Here is a 20,617-nt window from a genome sequence, read left to right as displayed (position 1 = left end):
GTCCCGCCCAAGCAGACGCCAGCCTCGTGCTGGCGTTTTGTTTTGCCGGCTAGCTCGCTGGAGCTATGGCATCCCTGGCCTGATTTGACTAAGCTTTGACCCCATGACAGATCTGAATGATGCAGCCCTGCTGCGCTATAGCCGGCACATCCTGCTGCCGGAAATCGATATCGAAGGCCAGCAGCGGCTGCTGGCAAGCCGTGTGCTGGTGATCGGTGCCGGGGGGCTGGGCTCGCCGGTGGCGCTGTATCTGGGCAGTGCCGGTGTCGGTCATATCACCCTGGCCGATGACGATCAGGTGGAGCTGAGCAATCTGCAGCGCCAGGTGGTGCACGAGATGGCATCACTGGGGCAGAACAAGGCCGAATCGGCGCGGGCGCGCATGCTGGGGCTGAACCCGGAGATCCAGGTGCGGGCGCTGGCCGAGCGCTTAAGCGCAGACCGCCTGCTGGAAGAAGCGAGACAACACGATCTGTTGCTGGACTGTTCTGACAATTTCGCCACCCGCCATGCGGTGAACCGTGCCAGCGTGGCGGCTGGTGTGCCGCTGGTATCCGGTGCCGCGGTGCGCTTTGCCGGGCAGTTGGCGGTATTCGACCCGCGCGTGCCCGGCTCACCCTGCTATCACTGCCTGTTTGCCGAGGAGGGCGAGGTGTCGGATGGCCCGTGTGCCACCTTTGGCGTGTTGTCACCGCTGGTGGGGGTGATGGGCAGCATGCAGGCGGTGGAGGCGGTCAAGCTGCTGGCCGGGCGACAAGCGGTGCTGGGGCGACTGACTCTGTACGATGCGCTGAGCGGTGAGATCCGTCAGCTGAAATTCAGCCGCGATCCGGCCTGCCCGGTGTGTGCTGCGGCCTGAGCGTCCCCGGTTCTGACCAACACAAAGCCCCGCATTGGCGGGGCTTTGTGTTGGATGGCTCAGGTACCCAGCTGCTGGTTCAGTATCTGATGCACTTCCTTGAAGTCCATCACGCCGACATAGCGTTTGAGAATATTGCCCTGCTTGTCGATCAGAAAGGTGGTCGGTGCCAGCTGGATGTCGCCGAAGGCCTTGGCAATGCTGCCCTGCCCATCCAGGGCGACAAAGAAGGGCAGCTGGTTTTGCTGTACAAAAGCCTGTACGTAATTGGGCGGGTCGTAGCTCATGGCCACGGCCATCACCTGCAGGCCGCGCGCAGCGTACTGCTGATGCAGTTTCTTGATTTCCGGCATTTCCTCCACGCAGCCGGAACAGCTGGTGGCCCAGAAATTGACCAGGACCACCTTGCCCTTGAGCGAGGCGGTATCGGCGTGCTGGCCGCTCAGCGAGGTATAGCTGACCTGCGGTGCCGCATTGCGGTCGAACAGCAGGGTATAGGCCACCAGGCCGATGACGGCAACCGCCAGTAGAGTGATCAGTACCTTCTTCATGCTTGCTACATCCGGAAAAGGGATAGACAGCAGCCCCGTCTGGCGGGGCTGTCGGGCTTATTGGTCCAGCATGGACTGCAGGAGTTCCTTCAATTGTCCTTCCAGCGTCACGGCCTTGTTCTGCTTGGCGTCAAACACCACAAAAGTCACATCGGCCTCGGCAACCACCTTGTCGCTACCGGCCAGGGTGACCCGCTGGTGCATGACGGCGCTGCGGCTGCCTATGCTCTTGACCGAGGTGGCCAGGGCCAGCTCGTCGCCCATGGTGGCCGGGTAGCGGTAGTCGATATTGATGTTGACCACTACCAGTGCCAGCCCGGATTGCAGAAACCAGGGCAGATCGCCACGGTCTTCGAAAAAGCTCCAGCGGGCTTCTTCCAGAAATTCCAGATAGCGGGCATTGTTGACGTGGCCGTACAGGTCCAGATGATAACCCCGGACCTTGATGCGTGTTTCATGCGACATGTGTTTCCCCTTGTGGTGAACGCTGTACCTCAATCCTCGGCGTTGAGGTCCAGCGGGACGAATGGTTCGCGCTCTAGTGGCGTCTCGACCATATCGGTGAGTACGGAGTGGATTTCTACTTCAAACCACTCCAGAAACAGGGCTGGAGAAAGTTGCTCCGGCCACAGTTGTTCATCATCGCACCAGTCGGCCAGCTCTGCCTGAAACAGCAGGCGATAGTGCTGCAGTACGAAGTCGGCGGCCGAGGCGTAATCGTCGGCTGCCGGAATCAGCAGGGCATTGCAGTCGCGGGTGAGGATGTCCAGATCCAGCTGCCCGTCGAGATCGCCGGGCAGTTGCTGCAGCCAGTCGAGAAAGGGGGCTTTGGGGCGGATCAGCGCAATGCTGCGGTTGACTTCAAACATGATGCTTCCTTGTCGTGGGTTCGACTAATTGTTGTCCCGGCTAAAGGTAAAGGCCTTGACGATGGTCAGGGGCCCCTTGCCGGCCAGTGAGGGGGGAAAGCGGCCGAATGGGGCATGTCGGGTGACCAGATTGATGGCCGCTTCGTCCACCAGGCTATTGCCGGATTTTTTCACCAGCTGGATGTCCTGCAAGCTGCCATCCGGCAGGATGCTGACCGCGAGGGTGACCGAGCCGTAGATATGCTGCTGGCGCAAGGCTTCAGGATAGTTTTGTCGCCCGATGCGTTCCATGCGCAGCCGCCAGTCTTCCTTGTAGCGTGCCCAGGCATAGCGATTGGCGCTGTCACCCGCGCCATCGGCCGTGCCGCTTTCCAGCGTGCTGTCTTTCACGTCGCGGTCCCCGCGCTGCACGCTGCCGAGGTTGGCGATCTGCCCCAGCAGGTTGGCGGCGCTCAGTGGTGCACTTGCACTGTTCTGGGCCGGCTTGGCTGCGGCCAGTGCCGGTTTTTTGCGGTGGTTTTCCTGCAGCAGATTGGTGTCGTTGCTGGCTGGCAGCGCGGCGACGGACTGCTCGGTCTGTTCGGGTTTGACCGTGGGCCGGCTGTGGCTGGCCAGATGATTGGGGGCGCTGGTATTGCCGCGGCCCTGGTTGCTGTCTTCACTCTGGCGGAGGGTGGGCAGGGCTTGCCGTGTCGGCACCTGCACCAGCTGGATATTGATACGGTTGTTATCGGGCAGGGTGATGCCGGGAGTCCATGAAATGACGCTGCTCGCCAGCAGTAAGGCATGGGCCAGCAGGGACGCTGCGATCATGATGATCAGCGGTCCGTTCGTGCTGGTGCTGGTGGGTTTGCGCAGATTGGCGGTCATGGGCAACTGGCGGCCTCCGTAAGTCTGCTGCAGTTTACCATGGCTGGGGATGTGCCAAGAAAAACGCCGCGCTGGGCGCGGCGTGGGGCGTGTCAGATTATTTGTCCAGCATGCTGCGCAGCATCCAGGCGGTTTTCTCATGCACTTGCAGACGCTGGGTCAGCAGGTCGGCGGTCGGCTCGTCGGCAGCGCGCTCGGCCAGCGGGAAAATGCTGCGGGCCGTGCGACAGAGGATTTCATGGCCATCCACCAGTTGTGCCAGCATTTCTTCGGCCTTGGGCACGCCGCAGGCCTCGGCAATGGCGGTCAGCTTGGCGTAGTCGGCATAGCTGCCGGGCGCGAAGTGACCCAGGGCGCGGATGCGCTCGGCGATCAGGTCGACGGCCAGCGACAGTTCGTTGTATTGCGTCTCGAACATCAGGTGCAGGGTGTTGAACATCGGCCCGGTGACGTTCCAGTGAAAATTGTGGGTTTTCAGATACAGGGTGTAGGTGTCTGCCAGCAGGCGGGAGAGGCCGTGGGCGATGTCCTGACGATCTTGTTCGTTGATGCCGATATCCATATGCAAACTCCTGGTTGGTGGGTAAGCCGGACCGGATCAGGCTGCCAGGCGCGGCTTGAGCGCGGCTGGATTTGGTCTAGAATTGCCCTTTTGCGGAAAAATCACCATGAAACCCTGGCTGGTCTGTAGCGGCCATACCGTGCGTCTCACCTTGCATGTCCAGCCCGGCGCCCGAAAAACCGAGGTGGCGGGCGAGCATGGCGACTGCTTGAAAATCCGCCTGGCCGCGCCGCCGGTCGACGGCAAGGCCAATGCGGCATTGCTATCCTGGCTGGCCGACTGTTTTGCGGTCGGCAAGCGCGCGGTGGCCTTGCAGGCCGGTGACAAGAGCCGCCACAAGGTGGTGCTGATCACCTCGTCACTGGCCGAGCCGGAAGTGCTGGCCTTGCTGGGCATTCAGTGAAGGCGCTGCTGCTGGTCCGCTGGCTTGTCGACACGGCTGAATTCGCCCTCGATGACATCATCCGCTGCCCTGGTGGCGGCGGCCATGTTCAGTGCCGGGCCCTTGAATGGTAGCAGCAGCAGTATAGCCAGCAGATCGCTGAGGATGCCAGGAATGGCAAACAGCAGGCCGGACAAGGCATAGCGCAGGGGCCACAGCAGTGAGTACAGCGACACCTGCTGGCCTTGGCGCAGCACGCTGGACAGCGTCAGCAAGGCGCCCAGCTTCTGGTTGCGCAGCATCCAGATGCCCAGCAGACTGCTGGCCAGCACCAGCAGGAACACCACGCCACCGCCCAGGTGATGGGCCAGCGTGACCAGTGTGGCGATTTCCAGCAAGGGATAAAGCAGTAACAACAGCAAGATGGCGCGCATCGAATCAAGGTATCCGTATGAATTGTCTGATGGTGATCTGCAATGTGCCGGACGAAACCACCGCCACGCACATTGCACATGTTCTGGTGCAGGAGCGTCTGGCTGCCTGCGTCAATATCCTGCCAGCCTGCAAGTCGGTTTATCGCTGGGAGGGCGAGCTGCAGGAAGCCAGTGAAATCCCCCTGCTGATCAAGACCACCCCGGCCGGCTATCCCGGCCTGCAGCAGCGTTTGCTCGGGCTGCATCCTTATGATGTGCCGGAAATCATCGCATTGCCAGTGGCACAGGGCTTGCCCGCTTACCTGACATGGGTATCGCAGTCGCTGCTTTCAAGTGATGACTAGCGGGCGCGGAGGAAATTTGGACTGCTGGTCCTTGGTCATGGTTCCAGCCGTGTAGCATGAAATGCGGGTCTATGCCCCGGTTTTTCCAAATTATTTCGGTAAAAGCCTTGACTGAAAAAGACGGTTTTATTATAGTTGCGAACTCTTTCGTGGGTCGGTAGCTCAGCCGGTAGAGCAGCGGACTTTTAATCCGTTGGTCGCGAGTTCGAATCTCGCCCGACCCACCACCGTTTCGGGTTGTTAGCTCAGTTGGTAGAGCAGCGGACTCTTAATCCGTAGGTCGAGTGTTCGAGCCACTCACAACCCACCAGTTTTTCCGGTTTTGCCATCAGGCAAGACACGGGTCGGTAGCTCAGCCGGTAGAGCAGCGGACTTTTAATCCGTTGGTCGCGAGTTCGAATCTCGCCCGACCCACCACCGCTTTAGCGGGTTGTTAGCTCAGTTGGTAGAGCAGCGGACTCTTAATCCGTAGGTCGAGTGTTCGAGCCACTCACAACCCACCAGTTTGTCGTTGTCACTCATTGCAGGATCGGGTCGGTAGCTCAGCCGGTAGAGCAGCGGACTTTTAATCCGTTGGTCGCGAGTTCGAATCTCGCCCGACCCACCACCGCTTTGCGGGTTGTTAGCTCAGTTGGTAGAGCAGCGGACTCTTAATCCGTAGGTCGAGTGTTCGAGCCACTCACAACCCACCAGTCAGTCTGCAGAAGCCCGGTCACCCTAGTGTGGCCGGGCTTTTTGCATTGTGCTGATGCCCTGTGGTCGTCAAGCCTGCCATCCGCGTGGATAATGGATGCGTCGAGAATACCTGTGAGAGGGCAAGGCAATGATCAAGAAATTCGCTTGTGTGTTGTGGCTGGCGACGATGGCGCTGCCAGCGCTGGCGCAAACGGTGGATGAGCAGCTGCTGGCAGCGCAGATGGCTTACCAGCAGGCAAACAATCTGCAGGAGCAGGCCCAGGCGCGCCTGACGCAGGCGCAGGCGGCCAAACAGCAGGCGGACCAGCGGCTGGCCGATGCGCAAATGGCGGCGCAGCGTGCGGCGGAAGAGCTGTCGGCGGCGACCGCAGCGAACACGGCGGCCAGTGAGCAGTTGCAGCAGCATACCCGGCAACTGCAGGAGGCATGGCAGCGCAAGGAAGCCGGCGGTTGAGGCGGCGCGGCGGGTTTACTGAGCGCCGCGGCTGAGCTGCTGATAGCGGTTGATGTCTTCCTGCATTTTCTGGCGCACGCTGTTGAGCTCGGCCTGCTTGGTGCTGATCAGCGCGCCCAGCCCCTTCTGTTCCTGCTGGATGACCTGGATATTGTGCTGCAGGGCCGGTGCTGCCGGCCGGTGCAGTTTCTGGTTGGTGTCTTGCTCTTTCAGCATGTCGCGCAGCTGCAGGTTGAGGCCCTTCAACCTGGAATACTGGGCATCCAGCGATGCTTGCAGGATGCTCAGCTGCTTTTCCCGGTCGGCCTTCAGTTCGCCAACACTGCGGTAACTTTCCAGCAAACCCTTGTCATAGCGTGCGCTGTCCAGCTGGCGCTGTTGTTCCTGCTTGTGCAGGGCCTCGCTGGCTTCGCGCTGGCGGCGTGCCTGTTCACTTTCCGCCGGTTTGCGTATCACACCCTGGCGACTGAGCTCGGCCACGCCCTGCTTCTGGTTTTGCAGCGGCGCGGCATCGCTGTAGTGCACCTTGCCTGCTTCGTCCACCCACTTGTACAGCGTGCCATCAGCCATGGCCACGCTGCCGCTGAGCAAGATCAACAAGGCAGACAAGTGCTGGGTCATTTTTCACTCACTCCATATTGGGCGCGATAAGCGCGTACTGCTGTCAGGTGTTGCGCCAGTTGCGGGCTGTCCTCAAGGAAGCCCAGCAGGTCTTGCAGGGTGGCGATGGCCACGACCGGCATGCCATATTGCTGTGCCACTTCCTGCACCGCGGACAATTCACCGCTGCCGCGCTCCATGCGGTCCAGCGCGATGGCTACGCCTGCGGGGGTGGCACCGGCGGCGCGGATCAGTTCCACCGATTCGCGCACCGAGGTGCCGGCGGAAATCACGTCATCGATGATCAGGACACGGCCTTGCAGCGGTGCGCCGACCAGGGTGCCGCCTTCGCCGTGATCCTTGGCTTCCTTGCGATTATAGGCAAAAGGCACATTGCGGCCTTGTTCGGCCATGGCCATGGTCGCGCCGGCGGCCAGGATGATACCCTTGTAGGCAGGTCCGAACAGCATGTCGAATTCGATGCCGCTAGCCATTATCGACTTGGCATAGAAGCGAGACAAGTGCAGGGTGGAAAGGCCATCGTTGAACAGGCCGGCATTGAAGAAATATGGCGATTTGCGCCCGGCCTTGGTGATGAACTCGCCAAACTTCAATACCTGCTTGTCGAGTGCAAAACGGATAAAATCTTGGCGGAAATCGCTCATATCATTCCTCATAGAGACTAGTTAACTATCTGAACGGCTGGAAAAATTGCCGGCAAGGATAGCACAGGAGACTGCATTGCTTCGAATCGTTTCAGCCAACCTCAATGGCATCCGCTCGGCGGACAAGAAGGGTTTTTTCAACTGGTTGGCCGGAATCGCTGCCGATTTTGTCTGCGTGCAGGAGCTGAAGGCCCAGGCGGCCGACCTGAGCGAGCGCATGCGTGCGCCGGATGGCCTGACCGGCTATTTCCACTATGCCGAGAAAAAAGGTTACAGCGGCGTGGGGGTGTATACCCGTCATCAGCCGGATGCGGTGATCGAGGGGCTGGGCGTGGACTGGATCGACGCTGAAGGACGTTTCCTGCAGCTGGATTTCGGTAATCTCAGCGTGATTTCGCTGTATCTGCCATCGGGTTCCAGCAGCGATGAGCGCCAGCAGGTGAAGTTCCAGTTCCTGGAGGTGTTCATGCCGCATCTGGAGCAGTTGAAAGCGGCCGGGCGCGATATCGTCATCTGTGGTGACTGGAATATCGCCCATCAGGAGATCGACCTGAAAAACTGGAAGGGCAATCTGAAAAATTCAGGTTTCCTGCCGGAGGAGCGTGCCTGGATGAGCGATCTGCTGGGCCGCGTGGGCTGGTGTGATGTATGGCGCACCCTGTATCCCGAACAGCCGGGCTATAGCTGGTGGAGCAATCGCGGCCAGGCTTATGCCAAGGATGTGGGCTGGCGCATCGACTATCACATCGTCACCCCATCGCTGATGGCGGTGGCACAGGCGGCATCCGTCTACAAGGATGAGAAATTCTCCGACCATGCACCGCTGATCGTCGACTACGCGCTGGATCTGCCTGCTTGATGAATTTGTGTTGTGCACGGCGTGTTGGCAACACATTGTAATCACTGTATCAAGTCTTGCTGATGTCCTGCCTCTAGGATGAAGTTATCGCGAATCTGCCTGCACCGGCAGGCCAAGCCTGCCGGGCACCTGCCCGTTCGCAACTTCACAGGATGCATCTCATGAGAAACCGTCTGCTGCTTGTTTTACTGGGCCTGGGTGCCGCGCTGCCGGCACTGGCAGCCAATGTCGGCATTTCCGTCAATATCGGCGAACCCGGCTTTTACGGCCAGCTGGATATTGGCCATTACCCCCCGCCAGCCTTGCTTTATCCGCAGCCGGTCATTGTCAGCCCGGTAGTGGTGGCCCAGCCCCCTATCTATCTGCGTGTTCCGCCGGAACACGCTCGTCATTGGGATCGTTACTGCCGTCGCTATCAGGCTTGCGACCGCCGAGTGTATTTCGTGCAGGACAGGTGGTACCGGCAGGAGTTTGCCCCACGCTATCAGCGTGACCATCCGCGTGGTCATGACGGACATGATAATGGCTGGCACAAGGGTGAAGAGCACCGTGGCCATGCATATCGGGATGAGCGGTCTGGTGCGCCCTGGCCTGAGCAAGGCGGTGGCGGCCGACACTGACATGGCTTTGTCCAATCCAGCAACCGCCGCTTTGACCGGCGGTTTTGCATTCCCGCGTGCAAGGCATTAGCCTGTTGCCTGCGCCACTGCTGTTGCGGTGGCGCGGCGATCAACCATGATGCGGCCAGTGCAGGGCAGGCGGCATCAGCATGCAATAAGGGCTGTGATGCTGGACGATGATGATGTGGTACTGCTGACAGTGCCTGGCTGGGGGAATTCCGGGGACAGGCACTGGCAAACCCTGTGGGAGCTGACCTATCCGCTGGCGCGACGTGTCCAGCAACAGGACTGGCTTTACCCGGAGCAGAAGGAATGGGTGGCCGCCCTGGATGCGCTGGTACGGGATACGCCGGGCCGTATCGTACTGGCGGCCCATAGCCTGGGCTGTCACACGGTGGTGGAGTGGCTGCGTACCGTCGATCTGCAGACCCAGCATCGCATCAAGGGTGTGCTGCTGGTGGCTCCACCAGCCCTGCCCATTACCGAAGCCAGGGCGCGGGCCAGTGGTGAACTGCCGGAGGGTGCAGCGCTACCGGCCTTCTCCGGATTTGCCCAGGCCAGTGCAGGGCGCTTGCCCGTGCCGGCGGTGATGGTGGCCAGCCAGGATGACCTGTTCTGCGACTTTGCCACGGCCCAGGCCATGGCGGAGCTGTGGGGTATCCGGCTGGTGGATGCGGGCCGTGCCGGTCATATGGGTAGTCATGCTGGTCTGGGTAGTTGGGCTGCCGGACAGCAGTTGCTGCAGCGCTTCATCCTGGCCTGAGCCGCCAGGCCCCAATAAAAAACCGCCACCTTCGCGAGCGAGGGCGGCGGTTTTTATATTGCGGGGGCTTTATTGGCTGGCCTTAGCGGGCGACCGGGCGCGCCGGGTCACTGCACCATTCGCTCCACGAACCCGGATACAGCCGGCTGCCAGTCAGCCCGGCATGTTCCATGGCCAGCAGATTGTGGCAGGCGGTGACGCCGGAACCGCACTGGTGGACGATTTCTTCCGGCTTGCTGCCTGCCAGTACGACCTCCCACTCGCTGCGCAAGGTCGCCGCGTCCTTGAAGTGACCGTTGCCAGCCAGGTTCTGCTGGAAGAAGCGGTTGCGGGCGCCGGGGATGTGGCCGCCCACCGGATCCATGGTTTCGCCTTCGCCACGGAAACGTTCCGGGCTGCGGGCATCCACCACGACAAAGTCCTGTGCATCCAGATTGGCCAGGACCTGATCGGCATCGACGGTTTCGACCAGGCTGGCATTGACCGGAAAACGGCGCGGCATATAGCGTTTCTTGTCGGTTTCCAGCACCGCTCCGGCTTGCTGCCAGGCCTGGATGCCGCCATCCAGCACGGCGACGGCGGCATGGCCCAGCCAGCGCAGCAGCATCCAGGCGCGGGCGGCATACATGCCGCCAGCGTCGTCATAGCAGATGACCTGGATGTCGCCGGTAATGCCGGCCGCGCCCAGATCCACCGCCAGCCGCTGGCCATCCGGCAGCGGGTGGCGGCCATTGCTGCCGGTTTTCACGCCGGACAGGTGGTAATCGAGGTTGAGATAGCGTGCGCCGGGAATGTGGCCGGCCTGATAGGCATGCAGGCCGTATTCCGGGTCGGTCAGCTGGAAGCGGCAGTCGAGAATGACGTAATGCTCGGGATCAAGCGCCTGCAACTGGGCCGGGCTGATGAGGGTGGTGTACATCGGCTTCTCCTGAATGGGTGTGCCACATGGCGGACATGCACCCTGTGGCAAGGAGGAGCCGCTTACGAGCCGGCCCAGGGGCCGGCTTGAAAGCGGTTCCGCATGCCTGCCGGCAAGCGCGGGCAAACCGGCAGGACCGCTCTAGCCTACACAGAAGCAGCTACAGTCGGCAAGCGGGCCGGGTTATTGCACTGCAGCGGCAAGTGGCTGATTTTGCAAGGCGGCTCGCAGGCTGGCGGCCAGGTCCGGCTGACCGTGTTCTGCCCCCTGGCGCTGCGGGCTGGCCCAGATCGGGCTGGGAAAGTGGGCGTCGTCGGCAAAGCGCGGAATGACATGCCAGTGCAGGTGCGGCACCACATTACCCAGGCTGGCCAGGTTGATCTTGTCTGGCTGCATGACGGCGCGGATGGCTTTTTCGGTCCGCAGCACCCAGTCAAACACATGTGCACAGTCGGCCGGGGCCAGGTCGCTCATTTCGCGTACATGCTGTTTCCAGATGACGCGGCAGAAACCGGGATAGCCGGCTTCTTCAACCAGCAAGACCCACAGTCGGGTATCTTCGTACAGCAATTCGCCGGCAGGCAGGGTGCAAAGCGGACAAGTCATGAGCGGAGCGCCATTTTCTGTTGAAGGATGTCGCTCATTCTACCGTGCTGCGACCGTGCTGTTTTTTTTCGTCTGTTATACTGATTCCACTGTCCGCATATTCAGTCCTGTCATGCGGGCCTGCTATCCTGTACAAGACATTTCGTCGCTAACTCCCTGGAAATACTGTGTGAATCTGGTTCAAAGCCTGATGGTGATTGCCGTACTGATCTTGATCAGTGCCTTCTTTTCCGTATCGGAAATCTCGCTGGCGGCGGCACGCAAGATCAAACTGCGCCAAATGGCCGAAGAGGGCGATGGGCGCGCCGACCGCGTGCTGGCCTTGCAGGCGCAGCCGGGCCTGTTCTTTACCGTGGTGCAGATCGGCCTGAATGCCGTGGCCATCATGGCCGGCATCATGGGGGAAGCGGCCTTTACCCCCTATTTTGCCCAGGCGCTGCATCTGGTGTTCTCCGCCGACTGGGTGGAGCGGGTCAGCTTTCTGCTGTCCTTTGTCACGGTCACGGCGCTGTTCGTGCTGTTTGCCGACCTGATGCCCAAGCGGCTGGGCATGTCGGCGCCGGAGCAGATTGCCGTGCGCGTGGTGCGGCCGATGCAGGCTTGCGTGCGGCTGTTCATGCCGCTGGTGTGGTTGTTCAACGGCATGGCCAATATGCTGTTCCGGCTGTTTGGCCTGCCCACGGCGCGGCCGGACGACCTGACCCCGGACGATATCGTCGCCATGATGGAAGCAGGTGCCGAAGCCGGCGTATTGCAGCAGCAGGAGCATCACCTGATTGAAAACGTGTTCGAGCTGGAAAGCCGCACCGTGCCCTCGTCGATGACCGCGCGCGAAAGCGTGGTGTATTTCACCCTGCAGGAAGAAGAAGCCAGCATCAAGCGCAAGATCGCCGAGAGCCCGCATGCCAAGTATCTGGTATGCGATGGCGTGGTGGATGCGGTGGTGGGCTATGTCGATTCCAAGGATATCCTGACCCGGCTGGTGAACCAGCAAAGCGTGTCGATCAAGCGCGAGCTGACCATCCGCAATGTGCTGATCATTCCCGACAGCCTGACCCTGTCCGAGCTGCTGGCACGCTTCAAGGCTTCGCGCGAAGACTTTGCCGTGGTGATGAACGAATACGCGCTGGTGGTGGGCATCATCACCCTGAACGATGTGATGAGCACGGTAATGGGTGATCTGGTGTCGCAAAGCCAGGAAGACCAGATCGTGCAGCGCGATGCCGACAGCTGGCTGGTGGATGGCGCCTCGCCGGTGGAGGATGTATTGCGTGCCCTGGATATCGACAGTTTTCCGGATGATGAAAACTACGAAACCATCGCCGGTTTCATGATGTACATGCTGCGCAAGATTCCCAAGCGTACCGACCATGTCGAGTATGCCGGCTACAAGTTCGAGGTGGTGGATATCGACAACTACCGCATCGACCAGTTGCTGGTGACGCGGGTGAGCCCGGTGCCCGCACAGCCGGACTGAGCCGGTTACGATTGCTTACACGGGCTTACAAGAGTCTCACAGACGCGTCGGCCCTCCCTCCCTAAGATGCAATGCATGGAGGCAGCAAACACACTGCCCCCGCAACTCAACAAAGTCGCCTTACGGGAGAATGACCATGAAAAAGATCGCCGCACTCGTCCTGACCGCCGTGTTTGGTCTTGCCTCCGCTGCCGGCTTTGCCGCTGATGCCTCTGCGCCTGCCGCCAAGCCTGCAGTGAGCGCTCCGGCCAAGGCCCATCACGCCAAACCGCATCAGGCCAAGAAACACCACGCCAAAAAACACCATCAGGTGAAAAAAGCCGCTTCGGCCCCGGCTGCGCAAAAAGCCCAGTCTGCCAGGAAGCATGTGCACAAGCATCATCACCATCACCACGCCGGCAAGCATCACCAGCATGCCCCGCGCAAGCTTAACCAATAAGCCAGCAGCCGCAGTGCTACGCAAGAAAGAGGAGGCATCAGCCTCCTCTTTTGCATGCCCGCCCTCAATCCAGCTCCGCCACCTTGCATACGCGCAGGGCCTGCGGGGTTTCGTCCATATTGCGCCATACCCAGTTGAAGTGGGCTACCACCTGTTCACCAGTCAACAGCGGACGGTTGCGGCAAGTATGGGCATCTTCCAGTACGGTCACGGCATAGTCGTGCGACAGCGCACTGCGAATGGCGTAATCAATGCAGAAGTCGGTGGCGGAGCCGCCTATCCACACATGGCGCACACCCAGCTGCTGTAACAGTGCATGCAGCTCTGGCCGATAAAAGCTGTCGCCCACGGTCTTGTGCACGACCGGGTCATCAGCGAGCCGCTGCAAGGCCGGATGGAGTGCCCAGCCGGCGCTGCCGGGGGCCAGGTCGGTACCCGGCGGGCTGTCGTGCTGGACGAAAATGACCGGCATGCCCTGCTGGCGGGCCTTGGCAATGGCCTGATTCAGTCTGGCCAGTACCGTAGCGGCCTGGTAGGGCGGGGTGGGTTCGAACTGGGCTACTTGGACATCGACAATCAAGAGTGCGCTATCACGACGCATGGTGTGCTCCACTGGCGGGGGTATGCAGCAATGACTGCAACAGTATCTCGGCGCAGGCTTCTGCTTCGCTGACTGAAAAATTGTCCGGGTCCAGATGGCAATCCAGCCACAAGCCATCGATGAAACTGTCCACGATCATGCCGCAGCGCCGGGCCTGTTCGGCATCTCCCAGCAACTGCTCGAAGCAGGTCGTGTAAGCCATCCGATAGAGCCGGTCTGACGCCAGGGTGGTGGCGCGGTATTGCTGCAGGCTGTGGCGCTCGCTCCAGCTGGCATACCACAGTGCCAGCAGTTCGGGATGGGTGGCGGCGAAATGAATATCGTGCCGGATGTCTGCTGCCAGGCGGGCAGATGGCGTGGTTTCACACTCTGCTAGAGCCGTAGCCAGCGACTGCTGGTAGGTGTGCAGGGCAAGGTCCAGCGCGCTGTCCAGCAATTGTTCTTTCTGCTTGAAGTGGAAATTGACCAGGCTGCGCGATACACCGGCCAGCTCGGCGACGACGGAAATGGTGGCACCCGGTAGGCCATGGCGGGCGACTGCCTGAATCATCGCCTCGACCAATTGTTGGCGGCTGCTGTCGCCTTTGCGGCGGCGACCATCGGGAATGGACTGTGGCATGCAGGTCTCTGCGTGGAAATATCGCCACAATGTACAGCGGATTTCTGTAGTGATGTTGTGAAAACACTGGTTGTTATTGACGTGGTAAATACTTAGCCAACAAACTGGCTGTACGTACAGCTAAATAAAAAAAGTCCTCTGGGTCGCTGTATGCCACCGTTTTCATACCATCTGCGAGGAAAATCATGAGGACTACCCTATCCCGGCTGACAGCCCTGCTGTGCGGTCTGTTACTGTCTGCGGCCGCCACGGCGGAAGAGGCCGTGCTGAATGTCTACAACTGGTCGGACTACATCGCCAAAGACACCGTGGCCAATTTTGAAAAAGAGTCACACATCCGGGTCAAGTATGATGTGTTCGATACCGATGAAACCCTGCAAGCCAAATTGCTGAGCGGGCGGGCCGGCTATGATGTGGTGGTGCCATCCTCAACCTTCATGGCCAAGCAGATTGAAGCAGGCGTCTACATGAAGCTGGACAAGAGCAAGCTGCCTAACCTGGCCAATCTCGATCCGGTGCTGATGAAAATCATCGCCAGCATGGACCCGAAAAACCTGTATGGCGTGCCCTATGCCTGGGGTACCACTGGCATGGGTATCAATATCACCAAGTTGCAAAAAGTGCTGGGCCATGAGGCAGTGCTGGATAGTTGGGACCTGATGTTTCGCCCGGAGCTGCTGGCCAAGGTCAGCTGCGGGGTGAATATGCTGGATTCGCCCACGGATGTGTTTCCGGTGGTGCTCAAATATATCGGCCGCGATCCCAACAGCAAGAGTCCGGCAGACTATCAGGCCGCTTATGCCGTGCTGAAAAAGCTGCGCCCTTACATTACCCAGTTCAATTCGTCCGGCTATATCAACGACCTGGCCAATGGCGATATCTGCCTGGCGCTGGGCTACTCCGGCGATGTGAATATTGCGCGCAACCGCGCACAAGAGGCGCATCGCAGCTATGAGCTGCGCTATGTCACACCCAAGGGCAATATTCCGATCTGGTTCGACCTGATGGGCATCCCCAAGGACAGCAATCATCCGGAAGCAGCACATAAATGGATCAACTACATCTTGCGGCCCGACGTCAGTGCCGGCATCACCAACGAGGTGTTTTATCCCAGTGCCAACCTGGCCGCCAGAAAGCTGACCAAGCCGGTCATTGCCAATGATCCCAATGTCTATCCTCCCGACACACTGCTCAAGACCATGTATGTCGAGCTGCCCTTACCCAGCGACATCACCCGGCTGATGAACCGCATGTGGGCCGAGCTGAAAAGCGGGCGCTAACAAGCAGGTCCCTGCCGGCAAAGGCAGGGTATCCTCCATGAAAAAACCGCAGGCGGTCAAGCCTGCGGTTTTCTGTGGCAGCTCGGTGTGCGGAGCTTACAGCAGCACGCGTTCGATACCGCCGTTGCGGGCCTTTTCCACGTAGTCCTTCATCCAGTTCTTGCCCAGGATGTGCTTGGCCATTTCCACCACGATGTAGTCGGCCTCGGTGCCGGTATCCGGGCTGTAGCGCGACAGGCCCTGCAGGCAGGACGGGCAGGAGGTGAGAATCTTCACCGGTTGTTCGGTGGCACCGATCTTGGCCAGATCCTTGTTGATTTCCTCTTCCTTGCGCGAGCGTACCTGGGTGGCAATGTCGGGCCGGCTGGCGGCAAAGGTGCCGGATTCGCCGCAGCAGCGGTCGCTCAGCGTCACGCCGCCGCCCAGCAGCTTGTTGGCCACGTCCAGCGGCTGATAAGCCTTCATCGGGGTATGGCAGGGATCGTGGTACATATACTTCTGGCCGCCAATCCCGTCCAGCTTCAGGCCCTTTTCCATCAGGTATTCATGGATGTCGATGATGCGGCAGCCGGGGAAGATGTCCTCGAAGCGATACTTGGCCAGCTGGTCGTAGCAGGTGCCACAGCTCACCACCACGGTCTTGATGTCCAGGTAGTTCAGCGTATTGGCCACGCGGTGGAACAGCACGCGGTTTTCCGTGGTGATGGCTTCGCCCTTGTCGGCATAGCCGGCGGAGGTCTGCGGGTAGCCACAGCACAGATAGCCCGGCGGCAGCACGGTCTGGGTGCCGACATGCCACAGCATGGCCTGGGTGGCGAGGCCGACCTGGCTGAACAGGCGTTCCGAGCCGCAGCCGGGGAAGTAGAACACCGCTTCGGCGTCTTCGGCCAGCTGCGGGTTGCGGATCACCGGCACCACGTTGGCGTCTTCCACATCCAGCAGCGCACGGGCGGTTTTCTTGGGCAGGCCACCGGGCATCGGCTTGTTGATGAAGTGGATGACCTGTTCCTTGATCGCTGCCTTGCCCACGGTGGACGGCGGTTGCTTGGTCTGGGCGCTGGTCAGGTGCAGCTTCTTGCCCACGCTGTAGCCCAGGCGCTGGGCCTTGTAGGCAAAGCCGACCAGGCCGCCACGAATGGCCTTGATGGTGGACGGGTCCTTGACGGTGAGGAAGGCCATGCCCAGCGCGGTGCCGGGGTTGAAGCGCTTGTTGCCGGTCTTGCGCAGGAAATTGCGCATGGCGACCGACACATCGCCGAAGTCGATCTTCACCGGGCAGGGCTTCACGCAGCGGTGGCACACCGTGCAGTGGTCGGCCACATCGGACAGCTCGTCAAAATGCTTGAGGCTGACGCCACGGCGGGTCTGTTCCTCGTAGAGGAAGGCCTCGGTCAGCAGGCCGACGCCGAGAATCTTGTTACGCGGGCTGTACAGCAGGTTGGCACGCGGCACGTGGGTGGAGCACACCGGCTTGCACTTGCCGCAGCGCAGGCAGTCCTTGACGCTGTTGGAAATGCTGCCGATGTCGGACTGTTCCAGAATCAGCGATTCCGCGCCCAGCAATTCGAAGGACGGGGTGTAGGCCATGGTCAGGTCGGCACCCGGCAGCAGCTTGCCCTTGTTGAAATGGCCCTTGGGGTCGATGCGCTGCTTGTAGGCACGGAAGGGGGCGATTTCCTCTTCGGTGAGGAATTCCAGCTTGGTGATGCCAATGCCGTGCTCACCGGAAATCACGCCGTTCAGGCTGCGGGCCAGCTCCATGATGCGCGCCACGGCCTTGTGCGCGGTTTGCAGCATGTCGTAGTCGTCGGAGTTGACCGGCAGGTTGGTATGCACATTGCCGTCGCCGGCGTGCATGTGCAGCGCCACGAATACGCGACCGCGCAGCACCTTCTGGTGCAGGGCATGCACGGCATCCAGGATGGGGGCATCGGCCTTGCCGGAGAACAGGCTTTCCAGATCGTTCAGCAGTTCGTCTTTCCAGCTGACGCGCAGCTGGAAGTCGCGCATGGCGATAAACAGGGTGGCCGGCGTGGCATTGGCATCCACCAGCGGTGCATCGGGCCATTGTGCGCGGTACTGGGCAAACGGTGCGTCCAGATTGTCCAGCAGCCACTGCCAGCGCTGGCGCAGCGTGGCAATCAGCTCCAGCGCGGTGCCGCGGCGCTCGCCGATGATTTCGTCGGCGGAAACGGCACCGCCTTCGGTATCCACCGGCAGGCGGCCATGGAAGTATTCGGTGAGGGTGTCCAGCAGGCGCAGCTTGTTGGCCACCGACAGCTCGATATTGATGCGTTCGATGCCGTCGGAGTAGTCGCCCAGACGCGGCAGCGGAATCACCACGTCTTCGTTGATCTTGAAGGCATTGGTGTGGCGGGCGATGGCGGCAGTGCGCGAACGGTCCAGCCAGAATTTCTTGCGCGCCTCGGCGGTGACGGCGATAAAGCCTTCGCCGGTACGGGCATTGGCATAGCGCACCACCTGGCTGGCGGCTTCGGCCACGGCGTTTTCATCGTTGGAGACGATGTCGGCAATCAGCACCATCTTGGGCCGGCCCTTGCTCTTGGCCTTGGTGGCATAGCCCACGGCGCGGACATAGCGCCAGTCGAGGTGTTCCAGGCCGGCCAGTTGCACACCGGCCTTGTAGCCGGCGCCATCCGGCTTGAAGTAGTCGGTGATTTCCACGATGGCCGGCGTGGCCTGGGCGACCGTGCCGAAAAATTCCAGGCACACGGTGCGGGTATGCGCCGGCATCTTGTGCAGCACGAAGCGTGCGCTGGTGATGATGCCGTCGGTGCCTTCCTTCTGCACGCCGGGCAGGCCGGACAGGAATTTGTCGGTCACGTCCTTGCCCAGGCCAACCTTGCGGAAGGACGGGCCGGGGATGTCCAGCTGCTCTGTGGACAGGATGGTCTTGTCGTCGTCCTTGTAGCGGGTGATGCGGAAGCTGGCGACATCGATGTCGTGAATCTTGCCGTAGTTGTGGGCCAGGCGTTCGATGAACATCCAGTTGCCATCGGTATCCACCATTTTCCAGCTGGCCAGGTTGTCCAGCGCGGTGCCCCACAGCACGGCTTTCTTGCCGCCGGCATTCATGGCGACGTTGCCGCCGATACAGGAGGCTTCAGCCGAGGTCGGATCAACGGCAAACACCAGACCGGCGGCACTGGCGGCTTCCGACACTCGGGCGGTGACTACGCCGGCACCGCACTGGATGGTGGCGCGTTCGCCGTCCAGGCCAGGCAGGCTGATGTATTCCACGCCATTGTGCTGTACCAGCTTTTCGGTGTTGATCACCGCACTGCGGCGATCCAGCGGCACGGCACCGCCGGTGTAGCCGGTGCCACCACCGCGCGGGATGATGGTCAGTTCCAGCTCGATCAGCGCACGCACCAGCGGGGCGATTTCTTCTTCGGTATCCGGCGACAGCACCACAAAGGGGTATTCGACGCGCCAGTCAGTGGCGTCGGTCACATGCGACACGCGGGCCAGGCCGTCGAACAGGATGTTGTCCTTGCGGGTATGGCGCGACAGTTTTTTCAGGATGGCCTGGCGCAGCTCGCGGGTTTCGGCAAACTGCTGGGCGAAGCGGTCCACCGCCTCGCGGGCGGCGGCGATCAGCCGGCCCACCTTGTCATTGCCCTCGCGGCGCTTTTCCACTTCCTGCAGGCGGTGGTGCATGGCCTCGACCAGCGCCGACAGGCGCTTGGGATTGTCCAGCAGGTCGTCCACCAGGTAGGGGTTGCGATCCACCACCCAGATGTCACCCAGCACCTCGAACAGCATGCGGGCGGAGCGTCCGGTCTTGCGCTCGCTGCGCAACTCTTCCAGCAGTGCCCACATGGGCTCGCCCAGAAGCCGGATGAAGATTTCCCGGTCCGAATACGATGTGTAGTTGTAAGGTATCTCGCGAAGACGCTGCTGGTTGCTGGTGGTCATGGTCCGTGCTGCAGTAATTGTTTGAATATATTACCGGCTAGTTTAGCCCAATTGCTGCGTTGCGAAAAATGCCGCATGCGTCATTTTCTCATTTTGACGTGAAGATAACCGGGTAAATTGGATGTTGTCGGACAATATTGGCGGTGATGTGCTAAAGCCTTGGCCGCAAAAGGAAAAGCCCCTGTTATCAACAGGGGCTGCAGTGGACGGCATGCGCAGTCATGACCGGTGCTGTGCCAGTTGCTCGGCGAGCTTGACGGCTTCAAACAGGCTGCCCGGATCGGCGCGGCCGCTGCCAGCCAGGTCCAGCGCCGTACCGTGATCCACCGAGGTGCGGATGATGGGCAGGCCCAGCGTGATGTTGATGCCGGCACCAAAGCTGGCGTATTTCAGCACCGGCAGGCCCTGGTCGTGGTACATGGCCAGTACGGCATCCGCTGTAGCCAGCTTGTCGGGATTGAACAGGGTATCGGCAGGCAGCGGGCCAAGCAGCTGCATGCCTTCGGCGCGCAACTGTTGCAATACCGGTTCGATGATGTCGATTTCCTCACGCCCCATGTGGCCGGACTCGCCGGCATGCGGGTTGAGGCCCGCCACCAGGATGCGCGGGGCGGGCAGGCCGAATTTGTGCTGCAGATCGGCATGCAGGATGCGGATGACCGCTTCCAGTTCCGGTCTGGTAATGGCATCGGCCACCGCGCGCAGCGGCAGATGGGTGGTGACCAGCGCCACCCGCATGCCGGCACCGGCCAGCATCATCACGACCCGCGGCGTGCCGGTGTGCTCGGCCAGATATTCGGTATGACCGCTGAAGGGCACGCCGGCATCGTTGATCACCCCCTTGTGTACCGGTGCGGTGACCATGGCGGCAAACTCGCCGGACAGGCAGCCGGCTATCGCCACATCCAGGGTATTCAGCACATAGCGGGCATTGGCCGGATCCAGCTGACCGGGCGTGACTGCGGCGGCCAGCGGGACATGCAGCACTTCCAGTACGCCGGGCGCAGCCGCTGCCTGCCCCGGCTGGTAGGGCTGAAAGCGCAGGGCAGTCAGGCCCAGCTGTGCCGCACGCTGCTGCAATAGCGAGAGGTCGGCAATGATGACCCGCCGGGCGCCGTCATGCGGCTCTGCCAGTTGCAGGACCAGATCCGGGCCGATGCCGGCTGGCTCGCCAGCGGTGACGGCCAGCAGGGGGCGGGGGGCAGCCAT

General features: G+C 61.0%; 24 protein-coding genes and 6 tRNA genes. 16 read left to right on the top strand and 14 right to left on the bottom strand.

The genetic code is table 11. The features are described from left to right. The first annotated feature begins 103 nt into the window (after window positions 1-103). A complete protein-coding gene (locus DFR38_RS03845) occupies window positions 104-859 on the top strand; it encodes a HesA/MoeB/ThiF family protein (RefSeq protein ID WP_059285444.1) in 756 nt (251 codons plus the stop codon). 59 nt (window positions 860-918) lie between these two features. Here DFR38_RS03845 and DFR38_RS03840 read toward each other — a convergent pair whose 3' ends face one another. The 5 genes from DFR38_RS03840 to DFR38_RS03820 form a co-directional block, all read right to left on the bottom strand. Then, window positions 919-1,410 carry a TlpA disulfide reductase family protein gene (locus DFR38_RS03840; RefSeq protein WP_059285443.1) on the bottom strand — a complete coding sequence of 164 codons (492 nt, stop codon included), beginning with the start codon at window positions 1,408-1,410 and terminating at the stop codon, window positions 919-921. A 57-nt stretch (window positions 1,411-1,467) separates the two neighbouring features. Next, window positions 1,468-1,875 carry an acyl-CoA thioesterase gene (locus tag DFR38_RS03835; RefSeq protein ID WP_059285442.1) on the bottom strand — a complete coding sequence of 136 codons (408 nt, stop codon included), beginning with the start codon at window positions 1,873-1,875 and terminating at the stop codon, window positions 1,468-1,470. Window positions 1,876-1,904: 29 nt separating this feature from the next. Further along, window positions 1,905-2,279, bottom strand: coding sequence for a hypothetical protein (locus DFR38_RS03830; RefSeq protein WP_059285441.1), 375 nt, complete (start codon window positions 2,277-2,279; stop codon window positions 1,905-1,907). Window positions 2,280-2,303: 24 nt separating this feature from the next. Continuing rightward, window positions 2,304-3,149, bottom strand: coding sequence for an energy transducer TonB (locus DFR38_RS03825; protein ID WP_059285440.1), 846 nt, complete (start codon window positions 3,147-3,149; stop codon window positions 2,304-2,306). Between the two features lie 97 nt (window positions 3,150-3,246). Continuing rightward, window positions 3,247-3,711 (bottom strand): Dps family protein, encoded by a 465-nt coding sequence (locus DFR38_RS03820; RefSeq protein WP_059285439.1) that lies wholly within the window; start codon window positions 3,709-3,711, stop codon window positions 3,247-3,249. A gap of 106 nt (window positions 3,712-3,817) precedes the next feature. On the opposite strand from DFR38_RS03820, the gene DFR38_RS03815 reads away from it, so the two are divergent. After that, window positions 3,818-4,114, top strand: a complete 297-nt coding sequence (locus tag DFR38_RS03815; RefSeq protein WP_059285438.1) for a DUF167 domain-containing protein — start codon at window positions 3,818-3,820, stop codon at window positions 4,112-4,114. Here DFR38_RS03815 and DFR38_RS03810 read toward each other — a convergent pair. Beyond that, complete coding sequence (locus tag DFR38_RS03810; RefSeq protein WP_059285437.1) at window positions 4,108-4,527, bottom strand: FxsA family protein; 420 nt, start codon at window positions 4,525-4,527, stop codon at window positions 4,108-4,110. The genes DFR38_RS03815 and DFR38_RS03810 overlap by 7 nt on opposite strands. A 17-nt stretch (window positions 4,528-4,544) precedes the next feature. On the opposite strand from DFR38_RS03810, the gene cutA reads away from it, so the two are divergent. From cutA to DFR38_RS03770, 8 genes are all read left to right on the top strand, one after another. Further along, window positions 4,545-4,871 (top strand): divalent-cation tolerance protein CutA, encoded by a 327-nt coding sequence (cutA, locus tag DFR38_RS03805; RefSeq protein WP_059285436.1) that lies wholly within the window; start codon window positions 4,545-4,547, stop codon window positions 4,869-4,871. A gap of 151 nt (window positions 4,872-5,022) precedes the next feature. Continuing rightward, window positions 5,023-5,098, top strand: a tRNA-Lys gene (locus tag DFR38_RS03800). Window positions 5,099-5,105: 7 nt separating this feature from the next. Further along, a tRNA-Lys gene (locus DFR38_RS03795) sits at window positions 5,106-5,181 on the top strand. A gap of 31 nt (window positions 5,182-5,212) precedes the next feature. Next, window positions 5,213-5,288: transfer RNA gene (locus tag DFR38_RS03790), tRNA-Lys, on the top strand. A gap of 10 nt (window positions 5,289-5,298) precedes the next feature. After that, window positions 5,299-5,374: transfer RNA gene (locus DFR38_RS03785), tRNA-Lys, on the top strand. A 28-nt stretch (window positions 5,375-5,402) separates the two neighbouring features. After that, a tRNA-Lys gene (locus DFR38_RS03780) sits at window positions 5,403-5,478 on the top strand. A 9-nt stretch (window positions 5,479-5,487) separates the two neighbouring features. After that, window positions 5,488-5,563 (top strand) — tRNA-Lys (locus tag DFR38_RS03775). A 131-nt stretch (window positions 5,564-5,694) separates the two neighbouring features. After that, window positions 5,695-6,021 carry a hypothetical protein gene (locus DFR38_RS03770; RefSeq protein WP_059285435.1) on the top strand — a complete coding sequence of 109 codons (327 nt, stop codon included), beginning with the start codon at window positions 5,695-5,697 and terminating at the stop codon, window positions 6,019-6,021. A 15-nt stretch (window positions 6,022-6,036) separates the two neighbouring features. Here the strand turns inward: DFR38_RS03770 and DFR38_RS03765 are convergent, their stop codons facing one another. Beyond that, the gene (locus DFR38_RS03765; RefSeq protein ID WP_059285434.1) at window positions 6,037-6,642 is read right to left on the bottom strand and encodes a DUF4124 domain-containing protein; all 606 of its coding nucleotides are present in this window, start codon (window positions 6,640-6,642) and stop codon (window positions 6,037-6,039) included. Then, window positions 6,639-7,286, bottom strand: coding sequence for an orotate phosphoribosyltransferase (gene pyrE, locus DFR38_RS03760; RefSeq protein WP_059285433.1), 648 nt, complete (start codon window positions 7,284-7,286; stop codon window positions 6,639-6,641). The genes DFR38_RS03765 and pyrE overlap by 4 nt, the downstream gene beginning before the upstream one ends. A 76-nt stretch (window positions 7,287-7,362) precedes the next feature. Here pyrE and DFR38_RS03755 point away from each other — a divergent pair, with 76 nt between their 5' ends. From DFR38_RS03755 to DFR38_RS03745, 3 genes are all read left to right on the top strand, one after another. Then, window positions 7,363-8,145, top strand: a complete 783-nt coding sequence (locus tag DFR38_RS03755) for an exodeoxyribonuclease III (protein ID WP_059285432.1) — start codon at window positions 7,363-7,365, stop codon at window positions 8,143-8,145. A gap of 161 nt (window positions 8,146-8,306) precedes the next feature. Next, window positions 8,307-8,765 carry a hypothetical protein gene (locus DFR38_RS03750; protein ID WP_082693351.1) on the top strand — a complete coding sequence of 153 codons (459 nt, stop codon included), beginning with the start codon at window positions 8,307-8,309 and terminating at the stop codon, window positions 8,763-8,765. A 166-nt stretch (window positions 8,766-8,931) separates the two neighbouring features. Next, entirely contained in the window at window positions 8,932-9,528 is a 597-nt protein-coding gene (locus tag DFR38_RS03745; RefSeq protein WP_059285430.1) for an alpha/beta hydrolase, read from the top strand. Between the two features lie 82 nt (window positions 9,529-9,610). Here the strand turns inward: DFR38_RS03745 and DFR38_RS03740 are convergent, their stop codons facing one another. Both DFR38_RS03740 and DFR38_RS03735 read right to left on the bottom strand, forming a co-directional pair. Then, window positions 9,611-10,447 carry a sulfurtransferase gene (locus tag DFR38_RS03740; RefSeq protein WP_059285429.1) on the bottom strand — a complete coding sequence of 279 codons (837 nt, stop codon included), beginning with the start codon at window positions 10,445-10,447 and terminating at the stop codon, window positions 9,611-9,613. Between the two features lie 183 nt (window positions 10,448-10,630). After that, entirely contained in the window at window positions 10,631-11,053 is a 423-nt protein-coding gene (locus DFR38_RS03735; RefSeq protein ID WP_059285428.1) for an HIT family protein, read from the bottom strand. Between the two features lie 169 nt (window positions 11,054-11,222). Between DFR38_RS03735 and paeA the strand changes: the two genes are divergently transcribed. Both paeA and DFR38_RS03725 read left to right on the top strand, forming a co-directional pair. Then, complete coding sequence (gene paeA / locus DFR38_RS03730) at window positions 11,223-12,530, top strand: polyamine export protein PaeA (RefSeq protein ID WP_199054758.1); 1,308 nt, start codon at window positions 11,223-11,225, stop codon at window positions 12,528-12,530. Between the two features lie 136 nt (window positions 12,531-12,666). Then, the gene (locus tag DFR38_RS03725; protein ID WP_059285454.1) at window positions 12,667-12,969 is read left to right on the top strand and encodes a hypothetical protein; all 303 of its coding nucleotides are present in this window, start codon (window positions 12,667-12,669) and stop codon (window positions 12,967-12,969) included. A 64-nt stretch (window positions 12,970-13,033) separates the two neighbouring features. On the opposite strand, the gene DFR38_RS03720 is transcribed toward DFR38_RS03725, so the two are convergent. Both DFR38_RS03720 and DFR38_RS03715 read right to left on the bottom strand, forming a co-directional pair. Further along, window positions 13,034-13,570, bottom strand: coding sequence for a cysteine hydrolase family protein (locus tag DFR38_RS03720; protein WP_059285427.1), 537 nt, complete (start codon window positions 13,568-13,570; stop codon window positions 13,034-13,036). Then, window positions 13,560-14,189 (bottom strand): TetR family transcriptional regulator C-terminal domain-containing protein, encoded by a 630-nt coding sequence (locus tag DFR38_RS03715; protein ID WP_059285426.1) that lies wholly within the window; start codon window positions 14,187-14,189, stop codon window positions 13,560-13,562. The genes DFR38_RS03720 and DFR38_RS03715 overlap by 11 nt, the downstream gene beginning before the upstream one ends. A gap of 185 nt (window positions 14,190-14,374) precedes the next feature. Between DFR38_RS03715 and DFR38_RS03710 the strand changes: the two genes are divergently transcribed. After that, window positions 14,375-15,469, top strand: coding sequence for a polyamine ABC transporter substrate-binding protein (locus DFR38_RS03710; protein WP_059285425.1), 1,095 nt, complete (start codon window positions 14,375-14,377; stop codon window positions 15,467-15,469). Between the two features lie 96 nt (window positions 15,470-15,565). On the opposite strand, the gene DFR38_RS03705 is transcribed toward DFR38_RS03710, so the two are convergent. Both DFR38_RS03705 and pdxA read right to left on the bottom strand, forming a co-directional pair. Next, window positions 15,566-19,408 carry a DUF3683 domain-containing protein gene (locus tag DFR38_RS03705; protein WP_059285424.1) on the bottom strand — a complete coding sequence of 1,281 codons (3,843 nt, stop codon included), beginning with the start codon at window positions 19,406-19,408 and terminating at the stop codon, window positions 15,566-15,568. 219 nt (window positions 19,409-19,627) lie between these two features. Next, window positions 19,628-20,617 (bottom strand): 4-hydroxythreonine-4-phosphate dehydrogenase PdxA, encoded by a 990-nt coding sequence (pdxA, locus tag DFR38_RS03700; RefSeq protein ID WP_059285423.1) that lies wholly within the window; start codon window positions 20,615-20,617, stop codon window positions 19,628-19,630.

This window comes from Aquitalea magnusonii, from assembly GCF_003202035.1.
Taxonomy (GTDB): Bacteria; Pseudomonadota; Gammaproteobacteria; order Burkholderiales; family Chromobacteriaceae; genus Aquitalea; species Aquitalea magnusonii.
This window is presented reverse-complemented; position numbering and strand designations above follow the sequence as displayed.

What these genes read in the sequence shown, in the direction of transcription:
- DFR38_RS03845 (WP_059285444.1), top strand. Translation starts at nt 104, where the DNA reads ATGACAGATCTGAATGATGCAGCCCTGCTGCGCTATAGCCGGCACATC.
- DFR38_RS03840 (WP_059285443.1), bottom strand. Translation starts at nt 1,410, where the DNA reads ATGAAGAAGGTACTGATCACTCTACTGGCGGTTGCCGTCATCGGCCTG.
- DFR38_RS03835 (WP_059285442.1), bottom strand. Translation starts at nt 1,875, where the DNA reads ATGTCGCATGAAACACGCATCAAGGTCCGGGGTTATCATCTGGACCTG.
- DFR38_RS03830 (WP_059285441.1), bottom strand. Translation starts at nt 2,279, where the DNA reads ATGTTTGAAGTCAACCGCAGCATTGCGCTGATCCGCCCCAAAGCCCCC.
- DFR38_RS03825 (WP_059285440.1), bottom strand. Translation starts at nt 3,149, where the DNA reads ATGACCGCCAATCTGCGCAAACCCACCAGCACCAGCACGAACGGACCG.
- DFR38_RS03820 (WP_059285439.1), bottom strand. Translation starts at nt 3,711, where the DNA reads ATGGATATCGGCATCAACGAACAAGATCGTCAGGACATCGCCCACGGC.
- DFR38_RS03815 (WP_059285438.1), top strand. Translation starts at nt 3,818, where the DNA reads ATGAAACCCTGGCTGGTCTGTAGCGGCCATACCGTGCGTCTCACCTTG.
- DFR38_RS03810 (WP_059285437.1), bottom strand. Translation starts at nt 4,527, where the DNA reads ATGCGCGCCATCTTGCTGTTGTTACTGCTTTATCCCTTGCTGGAAATC.
- cutA (WP_059285436.1), top strand. Translation starts at nt 4,545, where the DNA reads ATGAATTGTCTGATGGTGATCTGCAATGTGCCGGACGAAACCACCGCC.
- DFR38_RS03770 (WP_059285435.1), top strand. Translation starts at nt 5,695, where the DNA reads ATGATCAAGAAATTCGCTTGTGTGTTGTGGCTGGCGACGATGGCGCTG.
- DFR38_RS03765 (WP_059285434.1), bottom strand. Translation starts at nt 6,642, where the DNA reads ATGACCCAGCACTTGTCTGCCTTGTTGATCTTGCTCAGCGGCAGCGTG.
- pyrE (WP_059285433.1), bottom strand. Translation starts at nt 7,286, where the DNA reads ATGAGCGATTTCCGCCAAGATTTTATCCGTTTTGCACTCGACAAGCAG.
- DFR38_RS03750 (WP_082693351.1), top strand. Translation starts at nt 8,307, where the DNA reads ATGAGAAACCGTCTGCTGCTTGTTTTACTGGGCCTGGGTGCCGCGCTG.
- DFR38_RS03745 (WP_059285430.1), top strand. Translation starts at nt 8,932, where the DNA reads ATGCTGGACGATGATGATGTGGTACTGCTGACAGTGCCTGGCTGGGGG.
- DFR38_RS03740 (WP_059285429.1), bottom strand. Translation starts at nt 10,447, where the DNA reads ATGTACACCACCCTCATCAGCCCGGCCCAGTTGCAGGCGCTTGATCCC.
- DFR38_RS03735 (WP_059285428.1), bottom strand. Translation starts at nt 11,053, where the DNA reads ATGACTTGTCCGCTTTGCACCCTGCCTGCCGGCGAATTGCTGTACGAA.
- DFR38_RS03725 (WP_059285454.1), top strand. Translation starts at nt 12,667, where the DNA reads ATGAAAAAGATCGCCGCACTCGTCCTGACCGCCGTGTTTGGTCTTGCC.
- DFR38_RS03720 (WP_059285427.1), bottom strand. Translation starts at nt 13,570, where the DNA reads ATGCGTCGTGATAGCGCACTCTTGATTGTCGATGTCCAAGTAGCCCAG.
- DFR38_RS03715 (WP_059285426.1), bottom strand. Translation starts at nt 14,189, where the DNA reads ATGCCACAGTCCATTCCCGATGGTCGCCGCCGCAAAGGCGACAGCAGC.
- DFR38_RS03710 (WP_059285425.1), top strand. Translation starts at nt 14,375, where the DNA reads ATGAGGACTACCCTATCCCGGCTGACAGCCCTGCTGTGCGGTCTGTTA.
- DFR38_RS03705 (WP_059285424.1), bottom strand. Translation starts at nt 19,408, where the DNA reads ATGACCACCAGCAACCAGCAGCGTCTTCGCGAGATACCTTACAACTAC.
- pdxA (WP_059285423.1), bottom strand. Translation starts at nt 20,617, where the DNA reads ATGGCTGCCCCCCGCCCCCTGCTGGCCGTCACCGCTGGCGAGCCAGCC.